Origin of the sequence: Actinoallomurus purpureus (assembly GCF_024055795.1) — a bacterium.
Lineage (GTDB): Bacteria > Actinomycetota > Actinomycetes > Streptosporangiales > Streptosporangiaceae > Actinoallomurus > Actinoallomurus purpureus.
On sequence record NZ_JAMXMY010000018.1, the window covers coordinates 25,934 to 45,953 of the forward strand.

Consider the following 20,020-nt stretch of genomic DNA (forward strand, 5'->3'; position numbering starts at 1 on the left):
AGCCCAAGGAGGCATGCATGAGAACGGTGCTACGTCGTACTGCGCTGTCATTTACGGCGCTTACCCTCACGACCGCCGGAACCCTGTCCCTCGTAAGCCCGGCCAACGCCGCCGCGAACTTCACTGTGCCCGGCGTCTGCGGCAGCAGTTTCCGCGAGGTGTACAGCCAGACGGAGAACGGCTACAACACGACTTCGGACGGCTGGGGCATCGTCGCCTACATCAAGTTCGGCTACAGCTCCAGCACTGGCCAGAACTGCGCCTTCATCCAAAAGTCCACCACGAACTACTCCTACGGTAAGGCGTCGGATCTCTCGATCACCCTGCGAGTGCAGGGCAACGATGGGTATTACGCCCACGATGCCAACAGCTACAAGTACTTCGCCGGGCCGGTTAAAGTGACGGCCCCGGGTAAGTGCGTCAGCGCCGACGGCTGGGAGGACTGGGCCGGCTCCTGGTCTACCGGCTGGCACGCCTGCGGCTGAGCATGTAGACGTGGCGTGCGGGGCGACCGAACGGCCAACGCCCGGCACGCCACGGTCCGGCAGCGCGGTCGGTCGTGGCGGGAGTCTTACTCCATGGCCGCCGGACCGGAGGGGAACCGGACCTGGACGTCCAGGCCGCCTTCCGGCGAGGCGTGCGCCGTGACGGTCGCGTCGTGGGCGGTGGCGATGGCGCGGACGATCGACAGGCCGAGGCCGTGGCCGCCGTCGCCCCGGGCGGTGCGGCCGCCGAGGCGCTGGAACGGCGCGAACAGGCCGTCCACCTGGTCCGGCGGGACGACGGGCCCGGTGTTGTACACCGACAGGACGGCGCGACCGGCCTCAATCGCCGTACCGACCTCCAGCCGTCCGCCGGGGACGTTGTAGCGCACCGCGTTGTCGATGAGGTTCACCACGAGGCGTTCGACGAGCGCCGGGTCGCCCGCGGCCGGTGCGGGCAGCGTTCGCACGTCGATCCGGAGCCCGAGCCGGTCGACCTCCGGACGAGGGGCGAGCAGGGCCTGGCCCACGAGCTCGGACAGGTCGAGGGGCTCGCGCCGCTCCAGCCCACGTTCGCTCGTCGCCAGGGTGAGCAGTGCCTCCAACAGGCGTCCCTGCTGCTCGCTGATGGTCAGCACACGCTGGGACGTCGCGCGGAACGCCGCGAGCGTGGCGTCGCGGTCGGTGAGCGTCTCCTCCAGGAGGGCGTGCTCGAGCGTGAGCGGTGTGCGCAGCTCGTGCGCCGCATTGGCGACGAAGCGCTTGTGCGCGCCCAGCGCCGTCTCCAGCCGGCCGAGGAGGCCGTCGACGGTGTCGGCGAGGTCCTTGAGCTCGTCGCGCGGGCCGTGGACGGCCAGCCGCTCGTGCACGTTGCGGGCGGAGATCCGCTGGATCGTGGTGGTCATCGTCCGAAGCGGGCGCAGCGCCCGCCCGGCGACCAGCCAGCCCAGCACGATCGAGACCACCATCATGATCGCCAATGCGATCCCGGACTGGACGAGCAGCTGGTGCAACTGGCCGGCCCGATCGCGGGCCGCCTGCTCGCGGGCCTGCCGGGCGAAGCTTTGCATCTCCTCTGGAATCTGCTTCCCCAAGAAGACGCCGCTGTCGCCCCTCGACGGCGCAGGCCTGCCGTGCTCGTAGTTCAGGACGACCAGATGACCCGTGGAGTGGCGGAAGAGCAGGTAAGTGATCGTCAGGAGGACGGCACCCGACGCGACGAACAGGCCGCCGTAGAGCAGGGTGAGGCGCAGGCGTACCGTGCGCGGCAGCAGGTGGGATATGAGTCGTGGGCGGAACAGGTCGAGTCGGCGCATCGGCATCTCAGATTCGGTAGCCGCCCCGGGGGACGGTCTCGATCACGGGTGGGGCGCCGAGCTTCGACCGTAGCCGGTTGATCGTCGCCTTGACCGTGGTGGTGAACGGGTCGGCCGCCTCGTCCCACACCCGTTCGAGCAGTTCCTCGGCGGGCACGACACGGCCGCGCGCGGTGAGCAGGTACTCCAGGAGCGCGAACTCCTTCGGGCTGAGCGCCAGGCGCTCGCCCGCCCGGAACGCCGTCCGCTGAGCCGGATCGACCCGCAGGTCGTCATGGGTGAGGATCGGCGGCAGGGCCGGCTGCGCGCGGCGCCCGAGGGCCCGGATCCGCGCGACCAGCTCGGCGAAGGCGAACGGCTTGGGAAGGTAGTCGTCCGCGCCGAGGCTGAGCCCTTCGACCCGGTCCGCGATGGTGCCCGACGCCGTCAGCATGAGGACCCGGGTGTGCCGCCCTTCCGCCATGAGCGCGGCGCAGACCTCGTCGCCGTGTACCCCGGGCAGGTCCCGGTCGAGCACGACGACGTCGTAGTCGAGCAACGACGCGCGGTCGAGCGCGTCCCGGCCGTCGTAGGAGACGTCGACGGCCATCCCCTCACGGCGCAGGACCCGCGCCACCGAGTCCGCGAGTTCGACCTGGTCCTCGACCACCAGCACTCTCATCCTCGTACGCCTCGCGGAGCGTGTCCGGTAACGGTGGCCATGGGCGTCAGCATGCCCGACGCCCGGTCACAACCGGGTCACAGTGCCTCACACCGTGATGTGACCGCCCGATCCGTACAACTGACCTCGACGCGAACACCGGCGGGCCGCGACGGCTCGACGGCATCGATACCGCAAGAGAGGTCGAAGACATGAACAGCACAGAGACCGTCGCCACGCGGAGCCCGCGACCTGTTGCCGGGCCGCGATGGGCACGGCGCGCGTGGCCGTTGGCGGCGGCCATCCTGATCGCCGGTGCCGGGCTCACGGGTTGCGGGGATTCCGGCGGCACATCGAGCGCCGCGAGCTCCGCGCCGGCCGGTTCGGGCGGCGGAGGCGCCGGCGCGGCCGGCGGGGGCTCGACGAAGGCGGTGAAGTACGCCGAGTGCATGCGCAAGAACGGCGTGCCGGAGTTCCCCGATCCGGCCCCCGACGGGCGGGTCATGCTCACCGGGAAGAAGGGAAGCGGGCTGGATCCTGAGTCGCCGCAGTTCAAGGCCGCCCAGCAGGCGTGCAAGGCATTCGCGCCGCAGGGAGCCGTCGGCGGGGGCCGGCCCGACCCGGCGATGCTGAAGTTCTCCCAGTGCATGCGGAAGAACGGCGTGCCCAACTTCCCCGACCCGAGCGGCGGGAAGCTCCTCATGAAGCAAGGTTCGGGCATCGATCCGAACTCGCCGCAGTTCCAGGCCGCGCAGAAGACGTGCCAGAAGCTGCTTCCGGGCGGTACCCAGTGAGTTCGGACGGCCCGGTGAGCACGCGCGTCTCCGGCCGGGAGGCCGAGACCGCCGGCGCGACCGTGCCCGACCGGGAACCGGTCGCGGTGCCCGAGCCTGCCAAGCCGCGGAGACGGCGGCGCCGGTTCGTGCGCGTCGGTGCCGCCGTCCTCGTCCTGGCGGTCGCGGCGGGCATCGCGGTCGCCGCGAAGCCGTTCGGCGAGGGGAAGAAGCCGGCCCCGCAGGCGGCCGGCGGGTCGTCGCTCGCCACCGTCCGGCGAGGTCCGTTGTCGTCGCAGGTCGACCAGAGCGGCACGCTCTCGCACGTCGCGCGCGACGACGGAACCCCCTACGCGGTCGTCAACCACGCCGACGGCATCTACACCTGGGTGCCGAGCACCGGCGACGACATCACGTGCGGGAAGGTCCTCTACTGGGCGGGGGACACTCCGGTGGTGCTGCTCTGCGGCACGTGGCCGGCGTACCGTGACCTGTCGGAGGGGGACAGCGGCAAGGACGTGCGCGAACTCAACCGCAACCTGGTGAAACTCGGTTACGCCGACCGCTCCGAGCTCGACCCCGACTCGAAGTACTTCGGCTCGGCGACCGCAACGGCGGTCGAGAAGCTGCAGGACAAGATCGGCGCCGATGAGACCGGGTCGCTGAAGCTCGGCGCGGCGGTGTTCCTGCCCGGTCCGTTGCGGATCACCAAGGCGATGGCCAGGCTCGGGACGAACGCCAGGCCGGGAGAGCAGGTCGTGCAGGCGACGTCGACCGAACGCGAGGTGACCGTACAGCTGGACGCCTCACAGCAGTCCCAGGTGAAGGTCGGCGACAAGGTACAGATCATCCTGCCGGACAACCGGACGACGTCCGGGAAGGTCGGCCGGATCGGCGCGGTGGCGAGCTCATCGGGTGACAAGGACTCCGAGTCGGCCGGCGCCACCATCCCGGTGTACGTGACCCTCCGGCACCCCAAGGACGCGGGCACGCTCGACCAGGCGCCCGTCCGGGTGCAGATCACCACCGCCGGGGTGAAGGACGCGCTGATCGTGCCGGTCACCGCGCTGAGCGGTCAGGCCGGTGGCGGCTATTCGGTGGAGAAGGTCGACTCCCGAGGGGTGCACGGCGTCGTGCCGGTCACGCTGGGGCTGTTCGACAACGCGGACGGTCTCGTCCAGGTGTCGGGGAACCTGTCCGAGGGCGACCGAGTGGTGGTGCCCGCCTCATGAGGCCGATGCGACGGAACCGGGCCGCCGCCGTCGGCCCGGTCCCCGGGGACGGCGGCGCGCCACCGGCCCTCGAGCTGGCGGCGGTGACCAAGACGTACGGCGAGCAGCCGCCGGTACGGGCGCTGCGGGGAGTGAGCCTCACCGTACGGAAGGGCGAGCTGATGGCGATCGTCGGGCCGTCCGGGTCCGGCAAGACCACGCTGCTGCACGTGATGGGAACGCTGGAGCGGCCCACGACGGGCGCGGTCCGGATCGACGGCGTCGACGTCGACAGCCTCGACGACCGCGGTCTCTCGGCGCTGCGGGCCCGCAGCATCGGCTTCGTCTTCCAGCAGTTCTTCCTGGCCGAGCACTCCACCGTGCTGGACAACGTCGCCGACGGGCTGCTGTACGCCGGCGTCGAGGTACGCGAGCGGCGGAGACGGGCCACCGAGGCGCTCGCCCGCGTGGGCCTGGAGCAGCGTGCGTCCTCCCGGCCCACCCAGATGTCCGGAGGCCAGCGCCAGCGCGTGGCGATCGCCCGCGCCCTCGTCGGCCGGCCCGCGATCGTGCTCGCCGACGAGCCGACCGGCAACCTCGACAGCGCCACCGGAGCGTCCATCATCGAGCTCCTCCACGAGCTGAACGCCGAAGGGGCGACGATCGTCGTGATCACCCATGACGCGGAGCTGGCCGCCCGGCTCCCCCGCCAGGTGCACGTACGCGACGGGCTGATCACCTCCGACAGCACACGCACTGGCGACGGGGAGACCGGCCGGATCCCCACACGTGTGGAGACCCGATCATGACCGCCCCGGTCCCCGCCCGGCTCAGGCTCGGCGACCAGGCGCGCGTGGCGAGCGTCGGGCTCCGGGCCCGGCGGCTGCGGTCGGCGCTGTCGGCGCTCGGGATCGCGATCGGCACGGCCGCGATCGTCGCGGTGCTGGGATTGTCCTCCTCGTCCCAGGCCGGGCTGCTGCACGAGATCGACCGCCTCGGCACGAACCTGCTGACGGCCAAGAGCGGTCAGGGCTTCTCCGGGAAGGCGGCCCAGCTGCCTCTGGAGGCGCCCGCGCGGATCTCGCGGCTCACGGCCGTCGAGCAGGTGGCCGACACGGCCACCGTCGAGACGGCGAAGGTCTACCGCAGCCCGCTGATCCCGCCGGTCAGCACCAACGCGCTCACGGTGCGGGCGACCAGCCTCAACCTGCCGGCGGTGATCGCCGCCGGCGTCGCTCAGGGACGCTGGCTGAACTCCGCGACCGCGACGAAGCCCGTCGTGGTCCTCGGCGCGGTCGCCGCGCAACGGTTGGGCATCGACGGTGTCCACTCGGGGCAGCGGATCTGGCTGGGCGGCCAGTGGTTCTACGTCGCCGGGGTCCTGGGGCCGGCGGTGCTGGCACCCGACATCGACACGAGCGCCCTGGTCGGCTACCCGGCCGCCCAGCGCTACCTCGATTACACGAGCATCGCCGGCGGCAAGGCGGCGAACGGGCCGCCGAGCACGGTGTACGTCCGGTGCGCGACGAGCCAGGTGAACGCGGTGCACGAGGTCCTGGCCCAGACCGCCGACCCCGAGTCGCCGAACGAGGTCGACATCAGCCAGCCCTCCGACGCGCTCACCGCCCGCGCGGCCGCGAGCGGGGCGTTCAACAGTCTGTTCCTGGGCCTCGGTGTCGTCGCGCTGATCGTGGGTGCGGTCGGGGTGGCCAACATCATGATCATCTCGGTGCTCGAACGCCGCTCGGAGATCGGGCTCCGCCGCGCACTCGGCGCGACGAAGGGGCAGATCCGCACCCAGTTCCTGTCCGAGGCGATCGTGCTGGCCTTCCTCGGCGGCGCCGTCGGCGTGGCGGCCGGCGTCCTGGCCACCGCCATCTACGCGACGACCAAGCACTGGGCGGTCGTCATCCCCACGGAGGCATGGGCGGGTGGCATCGGCTCCGCCATCCTGATCGGCGCCATCGCCGGCCTGCTCCCGGCCCTCCGCGCCTCCCGCATGCCCCCGACCGAGGCGCTGCGCACGGTCTGACCTGTACGGCAGTGATCGCCGAGAGGCCCCTCATACCGACGTGGCTCTCGGCGATCACGTGCCGGCAACCATGCGTTCATGATCCATTGGTGCGGGGGACGCCGCACGTTCATGCCGAGGTTCTCGATCATAAACAGACTCCTGTCATGAAAAAGATCCCCTTCACCAGGCGGTTCGCCGCCGCAGCAGCAGGCGCCGCCACCGTGGCCATGGTGGGCGCAGTGGTCCCGGCGGCCCCGGCGAACGCCGCGGCCGTCTACTGGACGTTCCAGAATCGGCAGACCGGCAAGTGCCTGACCGCCGGTTCGACCGACGTCGTTTGGGCCGCCTCCTGCAACGGCTCCTCCAGCCAGCAGTGGGACTGGATCGCCAGCAATTTCAGCGGATGGCAACTGCTCAGGAGTCGGTCCACCGGGCTCTGCCTGCGCACGGACGCGCAGACCACGAAGAATGCCACGTGGCAGAGCGCCTGCGACCGCAACGCCACCGGTGAGCTTTTCTTCTACTACGCAGACCTGCAGGAATTGACCACTGCGAACGAGTACTACCTCGCGATGGACCCCGGCAGCTCGGGCGGCGTCTACACCACGTCGTACTTCGGGGACGGTAACTACGCCTACTGGTACGGCACCCACACCTGATCGCGCCCTGTACTCTCCCGATGGGCGGCCTTTCCGGCCCGCCGAAACTCCCGTATAGATCATGGAGTTCATGATCTATACGGGAGTGCGACACCTAACGGTAATGGCGATTTTCTTGATCGCCCACAGACTCCTCGCATGAAGAAGCCCCCCTTCACCAGGCGGTTCGCCGCCGCAGCGGCCATCGCCACGGCGGCCGTGACCTGCGTCGCGACCCCGGCGCATGCCGACACGTTCTGGACGTTCAAAAACCGGCAGACGGGTAAGTGCCTGACCTTCGGCACGTCCAGTGTGTGGGCCACCTCTTGCAACGGCTCCACCAACCAGCAGTGGGACTGGGTGCCCAGCAACTACGACAACGGTTTCGACCTGCTCAGGGCCAGGGGCACCGACCAGTGCCTGCGTACCGACAAGAAGACCTCGAAGAACTCCACCTGGCTGAGCACCTGCGACCGCAACGCCTGGGGTGAGCTGTTCCAGTACCAGTACTCCACGCAGGCATTCGTCACCGCGGATTTCTACTACGTCACGATGGACCCCGGCAGCTCGCAGGGCGTCTACACCGAGTCGCCAACGCCCGGCGGCTACTACAGCTACTGGTACGGCACCCACACCTGATCAACCGCGGCTCCATGATCGTCGAGGATCCTCGTCGTCGGAGCGACGAAGATCCTCGACGATCACGTCATCCCCACTCCGCACCTCCCGCATCCCCCCACGGCGTTGCGAACGGTCTGACCCTGATCGCCCGGGAGAGCCGTACGAAAGACTCGGCGATGAACCTCGCGGCGGGCTACCTCGTCCCAATCGGACGGCTTTGAGCAGGGCGTTCACCGAGTCTTTCGTACGGCCCTCCACCTCATGGCCGGCGTGCCGGTTCTCTGGCCAGTCGGTACCCGCCGGCCGGCCAGGGACGGCTACCGTGACCGATGGTGGTACCGGAACACCGAATGCATCGCTGAAGGATTTGCTCGAACAGCTCGGGTGGCGTCCCGAAACCCTCGCCCGCCGCATAAAAGCCGCTCTCTCCGCGATACCAGGGGAAAATCGTCAACTGCATGACAAAACCCCGTACCGATGGATCAACCGCGGCGAGGTCCCCCATGCGCCGGTCCCCGAAATCGTCCTTTGGCTCCTGGCGGAGGCCACCGGACGTGACCTGACGTTCGACCAGGTGTGGCCGCGCGGAGCTACCTACTTCGTGACCGGCAAGATGCACCTGCGCTTCACACCGACCGGCCGGAACACCGCGATCGTCATCCAGTGCACCCCCGGGTTCAACGCCCGGCAGAAGGCGGGGAACTCATCGGCCTCGGGAGACTGTCAGCGGGTCCCCCACCTCCCCGGTCACGTGACGCTCAGTGAGCCGGGAAGCGGATACCTCCCGCCGGGAGAGCCGGTGGACCTGGAGGCCGCGGTCGTCCCGACCCGGGACCTGAGTCAGGTGACCCTCGACGAGTCCGTGCAGCCCGAGGACGGAAAGCGCATGACAATCGACCAGTACCTCGCCAAGAACCCGGTAGGAAAGGCCACCTGGTCGATCGCCGTCTACAGCGGCACATGCAAGGCCGACTGCCCCTGAGCCGTTGCGGTGATCGTCGAGAATCCTCGTCGACGGAGAGCCGAAAATCCTCGACGATCACGTTATCCCCACTGCGGGCCCACGATTCCGGCGGCCGGCCGGCACTTCGCTGGCCGGACGCTCCTCGTACTGCCGGTTATCCGGTCGTACGGTCGCCGTAGATGATGCCTCGGCCGTTGGTGGCGACGTACACCCGGCCGTAGACGCGGGGGTCGCCGGTGATGGCGGCACCGATGTTGCCCCACTGGTGGGCGTCGTCGTTGATGCGGACCCAGGTGGCTCCGGAGTCGTCGGACCGGAAGATGCCGCGCACGCCGCCGATCTTGGCGATGACGTACAGCGCCGGGTAGGTCTTGCCGGTGGCGGCCTTGCCGAAGCCGACGTTGTCGGCCTCCTGGACGCTCGACAGCTTCGTGAACGTCGCGCCCGAGTCGGTCGAGTGCCACAGGCCGTACGTCGAGCCGGAGCCGCCGGCCAGCCAGATGTCGCCCTCGTGCCCGGCGACCGCCTTGAACCGTCCCGATGACGGCAGCCCGGTCGCGGCGGTCGCCGTGAAGGTCGCGCCGCCGTCCGTGCTGACGTAGAAGCGTCCGCCGGAGAAGCCGTAGAACTTCTTCGGGTTCACCCGGTCGGAGGCCACCCGTGCGCCGGACGGGATGCCGGACGAGGCGGTCCAGGAGTTGCCGAAGCCCACCGAGTAGTACACGCCCGTGCCGTCGGGGCTCCACACGAACCGGCCGCCGTCCGCGGCCGCCGCGACCGTGCCGCCGCCGGTCACGCCCGACGGCTCGTTGCCCTGCCACCAGTTCGCGCCGCCGTCGGTGGAGAAGCCGATCCGGTTGACGTTCGGGCTGGCGGACTTGTCGACGTTGCCGACGCGGACCATCCAGCCGGGATTGGTCTCGGCGTAGTCGAGGCTCGTCGTGGTCGTCAGGTTCGGCTGGGTGTACATCATCGACGGGATCGCGTCGAGGTCGGTGTGGCGGAAGCCGCCGATGTCGCCGAGGGCCGACAGCAGGTGCGCGTCGCCGGAGGGCGGGCTGATCAGGTCGTTGACCGCGGTCTCCTCCAGGCCCTTCACCATCGGCTTGATGGCGATCTGCTTCCCGGCGTCCCAGTCGGTCAGGTTCGTCGTGCCGTAGATCGTGGCGCCCGTGCCGTACATCATGCGCGCGGAGTTGAACGGGTCGATCTCCAGTCCCTCGGTCATCCAGCCGAGCTTGGGCGTGACCTCGGGCGGCTGCGGGTTCGCGCCGAACGTCAGCCACGGCACCGACGACACGTCCATCGTGTAGCGGAACGTGCGGTTCGGGTAGCTGCTCCAGTCCCAGACGCGGGTCCACGTCGCGCCGCTGTCGGTGCTGCGCCAGATCATCGTGTCCGGCCACCAGGAGCTGTAGCCGGTCACCATGAGGGTGCCGGGGTGCTGCCGGTCCACGGTGAGCCCGCTGTAGCCGTAGTAGTTGTCGCCGCTGGAGGCCGGGATCGGGCTGATCTCGGTCCACGCGCCGGTCGCGGTGGTGTAGCGCCACACCTGGCCCTTCGACCCGTCGTACGGGCCGCCCTTGTCGCTGGTCGCGATGTACAGGTAGCCGTTGGTCGTGTCGAGCACGCCCTTGTGAGCCAGGTAACCGGTCGGCTGACCGGCGACGCGCTGCCAGGTGGAGCCCCCGTCGGTGGTGCGGTAGACGGTGTTCTGCGGGTCCGCGACGCCGACGTAGATGGTCTTGGTAGCGCTGCCCGAGCTGCCGGTGCGCTTGTCGAACGTCACCCACACGACGCCCTGGTTGTCGCTGAGGTAGCCGGAGGAGTCGCTCGGGTCCTGCTTGTACGTTCCGGGGTTGGGGAAGGACGTGACCTTGGCCCAGGTCGCGCCGTAGTCAGTGCTCTTCCACAGGCCGTTGCCGCTCGGGGCGCCGAGGTAGAGGACGCCGTCCTGGTTCGGGTCGACGGCCAGGCGCTCGCCCATGCCCCGGCCGGGCATGTTGCCGCCCAGTTTGAACGGCAGTGCGGTGGCGGTCCAGCTGTCGCCCTTGTTCGTGGAGCGCAGGATGGCGCCGTTGTTCGGGTCCCAGCTGTTGGTGTACATCCCGGCGGCCACGTACACGCGGTTCGGGTCGACGGGGTCGGTGGCCACACTGGCGGCCCCCATCCACCCCCAGTTCGTCCAGCCGATCGAGTCGAGCAGCGGCGTCCACGAACCGGCGGCCTGGTTCCAGCGGTACACGCCGCCGATGTCGGTGCGGGCGTAGATGAGGTTCGCCTGCGACTGGTTGAAGACGATGCTCGGGACGAACCCGCCGCCCCCGATCTGGACGTTGCGCCAGGTGTACGACTCCGCGGCGGAGGCCGCGCCGCCGGCGGCGACCTGACCGACGAGACCCGCCAGGACCATGATCGCGGCCGCCAGCGCGGCCGTGAACGCGCCGACCGGATTCCTGCGCATCGACGGACTCCTCTCTCGGCAGCGCTTCCGGGAGGCGAGCACACAGACTGCCGATCAAGGACGACGCTCACACTGGCGTGTCGCGACCGTCAACGATTCGATGCGCCGTTCGACGGCCTTTCACGAAGGGCCGGCGCGACCAGCGGAAACGGGCATGAAACGCGTGTCATCGCGGACGTCGTTCGACCATACGGGGGCCGCGGTCAGGCCGGCTGGTCGGCCGCGCGCCGGGGGCTCTGGAAGACGCGGACGATGTCGCTCATGCGCTCGGTCATGACCTCTTCGGCCCGCTCGACGTACCGCTTGCGCCCTGCCCGGTGCTGCGCCCAGGCGGGGGCGGGCGGGGCGTTGCGGAGCGCCGCGTGCCAGCGGCCGGTCAGCTCGTCGAGCACCTGCCGTGCCTGCGTGAAGGCGTGGCCCGGCAGGTCGACCTCGCGGGACTGCCGCGCGGCCGTCTCCACCGATCGGTACGCCTTGGCGGCCTCGGCCGCCTGGTTCTCCTTGCGGCCGGGCGCGACCATGCTGATGACCGTGGTGAGCAGCGCGGCGGCCAGCGCCAGCCCTCCCGCGATGAGAGGGAAGCGGTCGCCGGCCAGCACGAGGCTGCCGGCCACCCCGGCGGACAGGACGGCGGAGGACCCCAGCCAGAGGTTGAGGACGCGCCAGATCTTCACCGTCTCGGCCTGGGCGCGCGCCGAGTGCGCGCAGTGTTCCTCGATCCGGTACAGCTCGGCGGCGACCGTCGCGCGCCACGCGGGTTCGGTTCCGCCGAAGAGTTCGTTGTCGACCATGGCGTTTCCCCTCGATTACTCGCCGATGATGACGCCGATGATTCAGCGGGTCGTGGCGGCGAGGAGAGGCTCCCGACGTAAAACGGGAACGCCCTTGACCGAGGAATGGACTACCGCGCTCCGGGTCGGCGCAGGTCCGTGAACACCGCGTCCCAGCGGGCGGCGACCTCGGAGATCCGGTAGCGAAGCGCCGTCTCGCGGCCGTTGTCGGCGAGCCGCCGCATCTGGTCGGGGTCGTCCATGAGCGACAGCAGGGCGTCGGCGAACGCGTCGATGTCACCGTCGGGCACGAGGATGCCGTCGTGGCCGGGCGTGATGATCTCCCGGGGGCCCTGCGGGCAGTCGAACGACACCACCGGCACCCCGGCCGCGAACGCCTCGACGATCGTCATGCCGAATCCCTCGAACCGCGAGGTGATGACGTGGAGAGACGCCTTGGCCAGCTCGCCCTCGATGTCGGTGGTCGGCCCCATGAAGGCGACGTTGTTGTGCAGATCGAGGGAACGGGCGCGTTTGCTCAGCTTTTCGGCGTTCGTCCCGCTGCCGTAGATGCGCAGCTTCCAGTCCGGCCGCTTCTCGATGACCTTGGCGAACGCGTCGAGCAGCCGGTCGTACCCCTTGACCTTGACCAGCCGGCCGGCGGCGAGGACGACGCGGTTGTCCAGCCGGGACTGCGGGCGTGGCTGGTCGGGCAGCCCGTTGCCGATGGGGTACACCCGGGTGGGGTGGCCTTCGAGCAGCTGCGAGTACTCCGCGTGGTCGGCGTCGGTCAGCGTGATGACCGCGTCGAGCTTGGGGTACCACCTGCGGATCTCCTCGAGCACGCCGGGCTTGTGCGCACCGAAGTGGAGGTGTTCCTGCCCGACGAGGGTGATCCCGTCGCGGGCCAGCCGCGCGGCGGCGATGTTGAGCGCGGCCCGGGTGGTGATCAGGACGTCGGTCCGCAGTTCGCCGAGGTATTGCGTCAGCGCGCGATCGCTCTCGGCGCTGAAGTTGGTGTACGCGCGCTCGTCGGGGTGGACCAGCGTGCTGGGCTTCTTGATGCGGGAGGCGAAGCCGAACCGCCACCACTTCTTCGCCTCGGCCCGCAGGTCGATCAGGTTGGTCAACGTCACGCGGTCGGACAGCGGCAGGAACGGCTTCTCGCGGTGCCGGAAGACGCTGACGATCTCGACGTCGTGGCGCAGGGCCAGCTCGTCGGCGAGGTTGAACGTCGCGCGGATCGTACCGCCCATGCCGTAGGCGTTCATGAGGAGAATCGAGACCTTCATGACGCCTCCGCGTTCGCGACCACCGTGGTGGCGATCGCGAGCTCATCCTGGTCGGTGTAGTAGGCGCGCACCCGTACGCGGTCGGTGTCACGTGCGACGTGCCGGGCCGGGAACCGCACCTTGGTCTTCTTCTCCGGGATGTCGTCGAGCCACGTGGCGACGGTGAGCCCCCCGAACTCGAGGTCCCAGAAGTTCCGCTCGGTCTCCACCGCGAACGAGGCGTTCGGCAGTTCGGCGTGCCAGCGGTCGCCGGTGACGGTCGCCTCCCCGATGACGGTGTCGCCGGTCTTGCGCCGGGTGGCGACGACCCGGTCCGCGGCGGGTGTCGCCCCGTAGGCGAGAAAGCCCTCGAGCACCAGCTTCTCCTCGCCGGGGTGGACGGTGGTGACCTCGGCGTACGGCGTGACCGACCGGACGCCGACCCGAAGACCTCCCGAGGGGTCGCGGAAGGTCCGCAGCGCGCGGGTACGGGACCGGCGCGCGTACTCCACCAGGCCGTCGAGGGAGAAGCCGGGATCGGTCGTGGCGACCTCGGCGTCGGCCGCGTGGACCGACCAGGTGCCGTCGGTCAGGTCCAGCTGCGACAGGTCGGCGACCTCGCCGTCGAGGCGGACCGTGTGCACGGTGCCCTCCCGGCGGAGCGTGAGCGTCGTGTCGTCGGCCGGTGGCTCGGCCCAGCGGATCCGCAGGACATCGTCTGCGTCGAGGCGTGCCGACGCGGCGAGTACGATCATCGCTGGGTGTGATCCCTTCGTCCTACCTGATTGCCCGGTCATGTAACCAACAACCGGGTAAACGCAGGGCTAAGCGCTTGAAGCGGTTGCGCGAGTGATTCGCACTGAAGACGCACGGTGACCGATCACGGTTTACGCGATGATCCCGATGGCGGAGCGTACCCGCCGACGCGTCCCGTCGTACGTGCTTCCCGCCCGTGTGGGGCGGTGAGTGCTACAGCGGAAGCTTCATGCCCTCGTGGGTCGCTTCGAAGCCGAGCGACTCGTAGAAGCGGATGGCGTCCCCGCGCCTCTTGCCCGACGTCAGCTGGACGAGACCGCAGCCGCGCCGCCGCGCCTCGCCGATCGCCCAGTCGATCATCTGGTGGCCGAGGCCCCGGCCGCGGTGCGCGCTGCCGACGCGGACCGCCTCGATCTGGGCGCGCTCGGTGCCCATCCGGCTGAGCCCGGGGATGAACGTGAGCTGCAGGGTGCCGGCGACCTCGCCGTCGATGTCGGCCACGACCAGATGGTTGCGCGGGTCGGCGTCGATGTCGGCGAAGGCCGTCCGGTAGGCCTCGATGTCGCCCTCGCGGCCGGCGCCGATCGCGTCGTCGGCGAGGAGCGCCACGATCGCCGCAAGGTCGTCCTTGGCGGCGGTACGGAAGATCACGTTGGCGGGCACGCTCGAAACTTTAGCCGGAATTGACACGACCGGTTGTAGTACTACATTTGGTAGTACTACGATTCGTCAATAGCGAGCGCAGGAGGCGGCGTGACCGCACCCTCGGTGACAGAGGTTCCCAGCCGTCTCCTGGACCGCCACTGCCAGGAGTTGGTCGCGGACGAACTCACCCGGCTCGCCCGCCGCGTCCCCTCGCTCGCCGAGGATCACCTCGGCGTCGTGGAGACATCACTCCGGCAGATCATCGATCGGCTGCTGCCGGTCCGGAGACGTGCCGAGGCGCGCCCCGAGACCCTCGCGGCCCTGTTCGACCTGGAGGCATCGTAATGATCGAACACTGGACGGACCTCGCGGCCTGCCAAGGCGTCGACCCCGAGCTGTTCTTCCCGGTGAGCGCGAGCGGTCCGGCCCTGGACCAGGTGGCCGAGGCCAAACAGGTATGCGCGAGCTGTCCCGTCGTGTCGGACTGCCTCGCCTGGGCGCTCCGCGCGGGTGAGTCGGCCGGCGTCTGGGGCGGCACCACCCCCGACGAGCGCCGCTACCTGCGCCTGAAGCCGCTGCCCGCCGCGCCCGCCTGGCACTGAGGAACACCCGCCCGCGATGGCCGCTCGGCGCCGAGGCGAAGAGCGGCCGGAGTCTTGTTTCGCGCGGACGGCCCGCGACGTACGGTTGCGCCATGGCCGACACCCCGATCACCGCGCGCTCCCCCCGCGACGGAATCGTCCACCACGCCTCCCGCGCGCTCGGCGCGGTGATCATCACCGTCCTGCTGGTCGGCGCCTGCTGGCTGGTGGAGGTGGCCAACTACGGCGGTGAGCTCACCCCGGAGTACGGCATCCAGCCGCACAACGTGCACTCCCTGTGGCACATCTTCACGGCGCCGTTCCTGCACGCCAACCTCGACCACATCATGGCCAACTCGGTGCCGCTGGCGATCTTCGGCTTCCTGACGGCGCTGCGCGGCCCGGGCCGCTTCATCGCCGTCAGCCTGATCGTCATCGTGGTGAGCGGCCTCGGCGTGTGGTTCCTGGCCGCCTCGAACGCCGTGACCATCGGCGCGAGCGGCCTGATCTTCGGCTACTTCGGCTACCTGCTGGCCCGCGGCTTCTTCGAACGCCGCGTGCTGGACATCCTCGTCGGCGTGCTCATCGCCCTGGTCTACGGCACCATGATCTTCGGTGTGCTGCCCGGCCAGCCGGGCATCTCCTGGCAGGCCCACCTGTTCGGACTGATCGGCGGGGTGCTCGCCGCCCGCCTCACCCGCCAGCGCGCCTGAGCCGGATCAGCCGCGGACGCTGACGTCGGTCACGGTCGCGTCGCGCGGCGTCATGAGCGCGTTCACGATCACGGTCGCGACCGTACGGGCCGACATGTACGCCTCCGGGTCGTACTCCCCGCCCTCCTGCGCCCGGACCTTGCGCTGCATCTCGCTCGCCGTACGCCCCGGGTAGACCGACGTCACCCGGATCTCCGGCTCCTCCGCCCGCAGCGAGTCGGCGAGGGCCCGCAGCGCGTGCTTGCTGGCCGCGTACGCACCCCACCCGGGGTTGGCGCGCAGCCCTGCCCCCGAGTTGACGAAGACGACATGGCCGCGGGCGGCGCGCAGCGCCGGGAGCAGAAGCCGGGTCAGTTCGGCGGGGGCCGCCGCGTTGATCAGGAGCTGTTCGATCCACGCGTCCGGCTGCGCCTCCGCGACGGTGCCCAGACCGACCACGCCGGCGCTGTGCACGACACCGTCCAGCGGCGGGAGGTCGACGTCGGCGAGTGACGCCTCGATCCGCCGAGGGTCGGACAGGTCCATCGCGACGGTGCGCACACGGCTCTCGGCCGCCGGCCTGGCCACCGGTTCGACGGCCGGCGGCGCCGTCACCGGATCCGGGTAGGTCAGCCGTGCGGCGGTCTCCGCCAGTCGCTCGCCGGACCGCCCGAGGAGGATGAGCGCGTGCCCGGCGTCGTACAGCAGATCGGCGACGGCCGAGCCGATGCCGCCCGTGGCTCCGGTGATCAAGTAGGTACCCACGCGCCTCATTCTCCCGCGCGGCCCTCAGGACGGACGCAGCACCCGGGCGACACCGGAGATCAGCGCGGTGGCGAGAATCCACCCGGTGCCGGTCAGGGTCCAGGCCAGCCAGCGGGACCATCCGATCGGGTCCCACGCGGTGCGCTGCCCGAAGGTCTCGATCGGGAGCATCAGGTCCAGCGTGTAGATCAGCGCGTGGAAGTGCGGCCGCTCCTCCGGCTGCTTGATCGTGTGCGGGTGGTCGATGCTGAAGACCACGGTGCCGAGAGCGACGAGCAGCACCAGCCACACGGCGGCGATCCAGGGCCGGTACCCGTACCCGACCGTCCAGTCGAGCAGGACGCCCCACGCCCGGCTGAGCGGGCGGAGCTGCCGTCGCCGGGCCCGCTGTTTGGCCAGCTGGCACTTGCGGACCAGGTCGTCCCGGCCGATCCTGCGCAGCCAGGCGGCGAGCTGCTCGTACGGCTGCGGGCGGAAGCCGTGGGGGTCGCGGGAGATCCAGTCGAGCCGCTGGCCCTCCTCGGGCTCGCCGCGCAGCGTCTCGTACACGAGGCCGTTGAGCCGCAACCGCTCCGGCCAGACGTCGGGCCGGTCGAGGATGACGTCGATGCGCGAGTACCCCAGCGTGACCTCTCCCTGGATCGGCTCGCGGGGGACGAGGATGAGTTCCTTCACGGTGGCGTGGCTGAGATGCAGGGCACGCCGGCCGGGCGCGCGGATCGCGCCCTGGTCGAATGACAGCGTGCCGTCGATCCGTACGCCGCGCAGGCGTACCGGGCCCTCGGCGGTGAAGCCCGCGCTGCACTCCATGCGGTCCTGGACGATCATGTTGCCGCCGTCGAGGACGCAGTGCGGGTCGCGCAGCGTCGTCCCGTACATGAAGAGTCCGCCGGTCATGCGGGCACCGGTGAGGCGCATCTCGCCGGTGATGTCGGAGTTGCGGATGTAGGCGCCCGCGTCGACCGTGAGCCCGCCGGCGTACACGGCGTAGCCGCCGGGGTTGCGCAGCCGCACGCTGTTCATGCGGAACCCGCCGGACAGGGATGCGCGCATCAGCCGCACCTCGCCGTCGATCAGCGATTCGGACAGGCTCAGGTAGCCGTCCGCCTGCAGCCCGCCGCCGTCGAAGCCGGGCAGGCGGCAGGCATTGAGGCGCATCTGCCGGGCGCGCGCGTTGGAGAAGTCCGGCGCCTCCTCCAGGACGCAGCGTTCCAGGCGGAGCTCGCAGCCGACCTCGCCGCCGGAGACGTTCAGCAGCCCGGTGATGCGCGCCCCGCGGAGGCGTACGGCGGGCACGTGCCCGGGCCTCGGCTCGCACGCGCCGAGCAGGAGGGCGGAGATCACCTCGGCCCGGATCGTACGGTCCGGGGCACCGGTCATGGGGGGCCGTTCGTCGCCCAGCGACACCAGCGTCCCCGTCGCGTACGCGGCCCAGAGCCGTTGTTCGGGCCGGGTCAGGCGGGGGCGCCGGCCGCCCAGCCAGGCGGCGACGGAAGCGAGGGAATCGGGCACAGACCGTCATCGTAGGCGTTTCTGATCACCATCTTGCGGCGAATGCCACGTATGCCCCGGACGTGGCCCCCCTCGAGCGAAGCGCGGGCCGCGATCCGGCCGGCCCCGTCAGGCCGCGCGCGCCGTCGGCTCCACCGCGACCTCGAAGTCGTCCGCCGCGACGTGTTCCTGGACGCGTTCGGACGGCAGGGCCGTGACCAGCGCGAAGTAGTAGATGACCAGCGCGAAGGCCGCGACGACCAGGAAGTCCCACCCGAAGGGCAGCACCTGGTGCGATCTGAACAGCCCGCCCTCGCCGGGGAACGCGCCGTAATAGGAGATGATCCCGATGCCGACGAGGTACGGCCAGATCCAGACAGAGTGCCGCATATCCAGCCGGGGCCGTTCCGCGGGTGGCCGGGCGTAGTACGAGATGACCAACAGCACGAAGCCGGCGACCACCGCGACGAGCAGCCGCCAGACCGTCTGCCAGCTCGCCCAGTAGAGCAGCAGGCTGGCGAAGACGAAGCCGAGCGGGTTCAGGAACGCCGCGCCGGGAAGCCGGAACGGCCGGTCGCGGTACGGATCGGCCCGGCGCAGATGCGCCATGGCCAGCGGAGTCGCCGTGTACATCAGCACGGCCGCCGAGGTGATGAACGAGACCAGCGTCTCCCAGCCCGGGAAGGGCAGGAACAGGATCATCCCCATGATCCAGCCGAAGATGATGCCGAAGATGGGAACGCCGCGCTGGTTCACGAAGGCGAACCGATCGGGGATGTACCGCTCGCGGCCCATGCCGTACAGCAGGCGTGCCTGGGTGCCGGTGTAGATGAGCCCGGTTCCGGTCGGCGAGATGAACGCGTCGGCGTACAGCAGGACGACGAGCCACGTCAGGCCGAGCGCGGTGGCCAGCCCCGCGTACGGGCCGATGTCATGGGTGAAACTGAGATTCGGCCAGCCGTGCGCGATGTCGCTCGGGTTGAGCGCGCCCAGGAACGCCACCTGCAGCAGCGTGTAGATGGTGATGCCGATGAGCGTGGAGTAGATGACGGCGCGCCACACGTGACGGCGCGGATCGCGCGCCTCGCCGGCCATCTCGACGGCGGACTCGAAGCCGAGCTCGGCGAAGACCACCCCCAGGGGCAGGGCGAGGAACAGGCCCTTGATGCCGTTCGTGGAGGCGGGGAAGAAGCCGCCCTGCGCGGAGAAGTTCTCCGGGTGCAGGAAGAAGAGGAGGGTGACGACGGCGATCGCCGGGATCGCGATCTTCCACCAGACGGAGTAGGTGTTCGCCGTCGCGAAGACCTTGACCCCGAGTGCGTTGATGATCGTGAACAGCAGCATCAGCAGCCCGGCGACGATATAGCCGGCCGGGAAGGTGACGACCGCCGTGCCGTGCACCTTGTGGGTGAGCCAGTGCAGGGGTTCGATGGCGGAGGCGTACGTCAGCGACGCCTGCACCTCGATCGGCGCGATGGCCATCGAGTAGATCCAGCTGGCCCAGCCGATGGTGAAGCCGCCGAAGCCGCCGAAGGCGTAGTGCGAGAACCGCACGGTCGCCCCCGCCATCGGGTACATGCCGCCGAGTTCGGCGTGGATGAGCGCGAGCACCATGAGCATGGCGCCGGCCAGCGGCCAGGCGAGCACGGCGGCCGGGCCCGCGTGCTTGGCGGCGTTCATCGCGCCGAAGAGCCAGCCCGATCCGATGATGGAGCCGAGGGAGAAGAAGGTCAGGCCGATCAGGCCGACCTCTCGCCGGAGCTTCCCAGCGGGCGCTTCCGTGACCATGGAAACCTCCTCCTGCCCCGTGACGTCGCGGAGGGGGCGGGACGGCGACCGGGAGTACGGCCGCTGTCCTGGTCCGGCGATCACCCGGGCGAGTGTTCCCGTCACGTGGAGACATCCCCGCTCTCGCTACCGCCCGTT

The 20,020-nt window shown here is 70.0% G+C and carries 21 protein-coding genes; 11 read left to right on the top strand and 10 right to left on the bottom strand.

Annotated elements, in window-relative coordinates; translation table 11 throughout:
• Window positions 1–17: 17 nt before the first annotated feature.
• Entirely contained in the window at window positions 18–485 is a 468-nt protein-coding gene (locus NE236_RS29005; protein WP_252845361.1) for a hypothetical protein, read from the top strand.
• Window positions 486–571: 86 nt separating this feature from the next.
• Here NE236_RS29005 and NE236_RS29010 read toward each other — a convergent pair whose 3' ends face one another.
• Together NE236_RS29010 and NE236_RS29015 are read right to left on the bottom strand one after the other, a co-directional pair.
• Window positions 572–1,804, bottom strand: coding sequence for a sensor histidine kinase (locus NE236_RS29010; protein ID WP_252845362.1), 1,233 nt, complete (start codon window positions 1,802–1,804; stop codon window positions 572–574).
• A 1-nt stretch (window position 1,805) separates the two neighbouring features.
• Entirely contained in the window at window positions 1,806–2,459 is a 654-nt protein-coding gene (locus NE236_RS29015; protein ID WP_252845363.1) for a response regulator transcription factor, read from the bottom strand.
• 191 nt (window positions 2,460–2,650) lie between these two features.
• Between NE236_RS29015 and NE236_RS29020 the strand changes: the two genes are divergently transcribed.
• The 7 genes from NE236_RS29020 (at window position 2,651) to NE236_RS45565 (ending at window position 8,677) form a co-directional block, all read left to right on the top strand.
• The gene (locus NE236_RS29020) at window positions 2,651–3,232 is read left to right on the top strand and encodes a hypothetical protein (protein WP_252845364.1); all 582 of its coding nucleotides are present in this window, start codon (window positions 2,651–2,653) and stop codon (window positions 3,230–3,232) included.
• A gap of 14 nt (window positions 3,233–3,246) precedes the next feature.
• Entirely contained in the window at window positions 3,247–4,443 is a 1,197-nt protein-coding gene (locus NE236_RS29025) for a peptidoglycan-binding protein (protein ID WP_252845365.1), read from the top strand.
• Between the two features lie 5 nt (window positions 4,444–4,448).
• The gene (locus NE236_RS29030; RefSeq protein WP_252845366.1) at window positions 4,449–5,231 is read left to right on the top strand and encodes an ABC transporter ATP-binding protein; all 783 of its coding nucleotides are present in this window, start codon (window positions 4,449–4,451) and stop codon (window positions 5,229–5,231) included.
• Window positions 5,228–6,454 carry an ABC transporter permease gene (locus NE236_RS29035; RefSeq protein ID WP_252845367.1) on the top strand — a complete coding sequence of 409 codons (1,227 nt, stop codon included), beginning with the start codon at window positions 5,228–5,230 and terminating at the stop codon, window positions 6,452–6,454. The genes NE236_RS29030 and NE236_RS29035 overlap by 4 nt, the downstream gene beginning before the upstream one ends.
• Before the next feature lie 146 nt (window positions 6,455–6,600).
• Window positions 6,601–7,095, top strand: a complete 495-nt coding sequence (locus tag NE236_RS29040; RefSeq protein WP_252845368.1) for a ricin-type beta-trefoil lectin domain protein — start codon at window positions 6,601–6,603, stop codon at window positions 7,093–7,095.
• 138 nt (window positions 7,096–7,233) lie between these two features.
• Window positions 7,234–7,713 (top strand): RICIN domain-containing protein, encoded by a 480-nt coding sequence (locus NE236_RS29045; RefSeq protein ID WP_252845369.1) that lies wholly within the window; start codon window positions 7,234–7,236, stop codon window positions 7,711–7,713.
• 304 nt (window positions 7,714–8,017) lie between these two features.
• Window positions 8,018–8,677, top strand: a complete 660-nt coding sequence (locus NE236_RS45565) for a hypothetical protein (RefSeq protein WP_504915093.1) — start codon at window positions 8,018–8,020, stop codon at window positions 8,675–8,677.
• Between the two features lie 136 nt (window positions 8,678–8,813).
• On the opposite strand, the gene NE236_RS29055 is transcribed toward NE236_RS45565, so the two are convergent.
• The 5 genes from NE236_RS29055 to NE236_RS29075 form a co-directional block, all read right to left on the bottom strand.
• Complete coding sequence (locus NE236_RS29055) at window positions 8,814–11,123, bottom strand: beta propeller repeat protein (RefSeq protein ID WP_372494454.1); 2,310 nt, start codon at window positions 11,121–11,123, stop codon at window positions 8,814–8,816.
• A gap of 203 nt (window positions 11,124–11,326) precedes the next feature.
• Window positions 11,327–11,914, bottom strand: coding sequence for an SLATT domain-containing protein (locus NE236_RS29060; protein WP_252845371.1), 588 nt, complete (start codon window positions 11,912–11,914; stop codon window positions 11,327–11,329).
• A gap of 110 nt (window positions 11,915–12,024) precedes the next feature.
• A complete protein-coding gene (locus NE236_RS29065) occupies window positions 12,025–13,185 on the bottom strand; it encodes a glycosyltransferase family 4 protein (protein WP_252845372.1) in 1,161 nt (386 codons plus the stop codon).
• Complete coding sequence (locus NE236_RS29070) at window positions 13,182–13,919, bottom strand: hypothetical protein (protein WP_252845373.1); 738 nt, start codon at window positions 13,917–13,919, stop codon at window positions 13,182–13,184. Before NE236_RS29070 ends, NE236_RS29065 begins: the two co-directional genes overlap by 4 nt.
• A gap of 214 nt (window positions 13,920–14,133) precedes the next feature.
• The gene (locus NE236_RS29075; protein WP_252845374.1) at window positions 14,134–14,583 is read right to left on the bottom strand and encodes a GNAT family N-acetyltransferase; all 450 of its coding nucleotides are present in this window, start codon (window positions 14,581–14,583) and stop codon (window positions 14,134–14,136) included.
• A gap of 90 nt (window positions 14,584–14,673) precedes the next feature.
• On the opposite strand from NE236_RS29075, the gene NE236_RS29080 reads away from it, so the two are divergent.
• The 3 genes from NE236_RS29080 to NE236_RS29090 all read left to right on the top strand — a co-directional run bounded on the left by NE236_RS29080 (window position 14,674) and on the right by NE236_RS29090 (window position 15,859).
• Window positions 14,674–14,910 (top strand): hypothetical protein, encoded by a 237-nt coding sequence (locus NE236_RS29080; RefSeq protein ID WP_252845375.1) that lies wholly within the window; start codon window positions 14,674–14,676, stop codon window positions 14,908–14,910.
• Window positions 14,910–15,167 carry a WhiB family transcriptional regulator gene (locus NE236_RS29085; RefSeq protein ID WP_252845376.1) on the top strand — a complete coding sequence of 86 codons (258 nt, stop codon included), beginning with the start codon at window positions 14,910–14,912 and terminating at the stop codon, window positions 15,165–15,167. The genes NE236_RS29080 and NE236_RS29085 overlap by 1 nt, the downstream gene beginning before the upstream one ends.
• A 92-nt stretch (window positions 15,168–15,259) precedes the next feature.
• Window positions 15,260–15,859, top strand: coding sequence for a rhomboid family intramembrane serine protease (locus NE236_RS29090; RefSeq protein ID WP_252845377.1), 600 nt, complete (start codon window positions 15,260–15,262; stop codon window positions 15,857–15,859).
• Window positions 15,860–15,865: 6 nt separating this feature from the next.
• Here NE236_RS29090 and NE236_RS29095 read toward each other — a convergent pair whose 3' ends face one another.
• The 3 genes from NE236_RS29095 to NE236_RS29105 all read right to left on the bottom strand — a co-directional run bounded on the left by NE236_RS29095 (window position 15,866) and on the right by NE236_RS29105 (window position 19,882).
• Window positions 15,866–16,612, bottom strand: a complete 747-nt coding sequence (locus tag NE236_RS29095) for an SDR family oxidoreductase (protein ID WP_289851019.1) — start codon at window positions 16,610–16,612, stop codon at window positions 15,866–15,868.
• A 15-nt stretch (window positions 16,613–16,627) separates the two neighbouring features.
• Window positions 16,628–18,115, bottom strand: coding sequence for a hypothetical protein (locus NE236_RS29100; RefSeq protein ID WP_252845379.1), 1,488 nt, complete (start codon window positions 18,113–18,115; stop codon window positions 16,628–16,630).
• A gap of 108 nt (window positions 18,116–18,223) precedes the next feature.
• A complete protein-coding gene (locus NE236_RS29105) occupies window positions 18,224–19,882 on the bottom strand; it encodes an APC family permease (RefSeq protein WP_252845380.1) in 1,659 nt (552 codons plus the stop codon).
• Window positions 19,883–20,020 lie beyond the last annotated feature (138 nt).

Bases quoted from the DNA above. Each gene is read 5' to 3' on its own strand.
- NE236_RS29005 (WP_252845361.1), top strand. From the start codon at position 18: ATGAGAACGGTGCTACGTCGTACTGCGCTGTCATTTACGGCGCTTACC.
- NE236_RS29010 (WP_252845362.1), bottom strand. From the start codon at position 1,804: ATGCCGATGCGCCGACTCGACCTGTTCCGCCCACGACTCATATCCCAC.
- NE236_RS29015 (WP_252845363.1), bottom strand. From the start codon at position 2,459: ATGAGAGTGCTGGTGGTCGAGGACCAGGTCGAACTCGCGGACTCGGTG.
- NE236_RS29020 (WP_252845364.1), top strand. From the start codon at position 2,651: ATGAACAGCACAGAGACCGTCGCCACGCGGAGCCCGCGACCTGTTGCC.
- NE236_RS29030 (WP_252845366.1), top strand. From the start codon at position 4,449: ATGCGACGGAACCGGGCCGCCGCCGTCGGCCCGGTCCCCGGGGACGGC.
- NE236_RS29035 (WP_252845367.1), top strand. From the start codon at position 5,228: ATGACCGCCCCGGTCCCCGCCCGGCTCAGGCTCGGCGACCAGGCGCGC.
- NE236_RS29040 (WP_252845368.1), top strand. From the start codon at position 6,601: ATGAAAAAGATCCCCTTCACCAGGCGGTTCGCCGCCGCAGCAGCAGGC.
- NE236_RS29045 (WP_252845369.1), top strand. From the start codon at position 7,234: ATGAAGAAGCCCCCCTTCACCAGGCGGTTCGCCGCCGCAGCGGCCATC.
- NE236_RS29055 (WP_372494454.1), bottom strand. From the start codon at position 11,123: ATGCGCAGGAATCCGGTCGGCGCGTTCACGGCCGCGCTGGCGGCCGCG.
- NE236_RS29060 (WP_252845371.1), bottom strand. From the start codon at position 11,914: ATGGTCGACAACGAACTCTTCGGCGGAACCGAACCCGCGTGGCGCGCG.
- NE236_RS29065 (WP_252845372.1), bottom strand. From the start codon at position 13,185: ATGAAGGTCTCGATTCTCCTCATGAACGCCTACGGCATGGGCGGTACG.
- NE236_RS29070 (WP_252845373.1), bottom strand. From the start codon at position 13,919: ATGATCGTACTCGCCGCGTCGGCACGCCTCGACGCAGACGATGTCCTG.
- NE236_RS29085 (WP_252845376.1), top strand. From the start codon at position 14,910: ATGATCGAACACTGGACGGACCTCGCGGCCTGCCAAGGCGTCGACCCC.
- NE236_RS29090 (WP_252845377.1), top strand. From the start codon at position 15,260: ATGGCCGACACCCCGATCACCGCGCGCTCCCCCCGCGACGGAATCGTC.
- NE236_RS29095 (WP_289851019.1), bottom strand. From the start codon at position 16,612: ATGAGGCGCGTGGGTACCTACTTGATCACCGGAGCCACGGGCGGCATC.
- NE236_RS29105 (WP_252845380.1), bottom strand. From the start codon at position 19,882: ATGGTCACGGAAGCGCCCGCTGGGAAGCTCCGGCGAGAGGTCGGCCTG.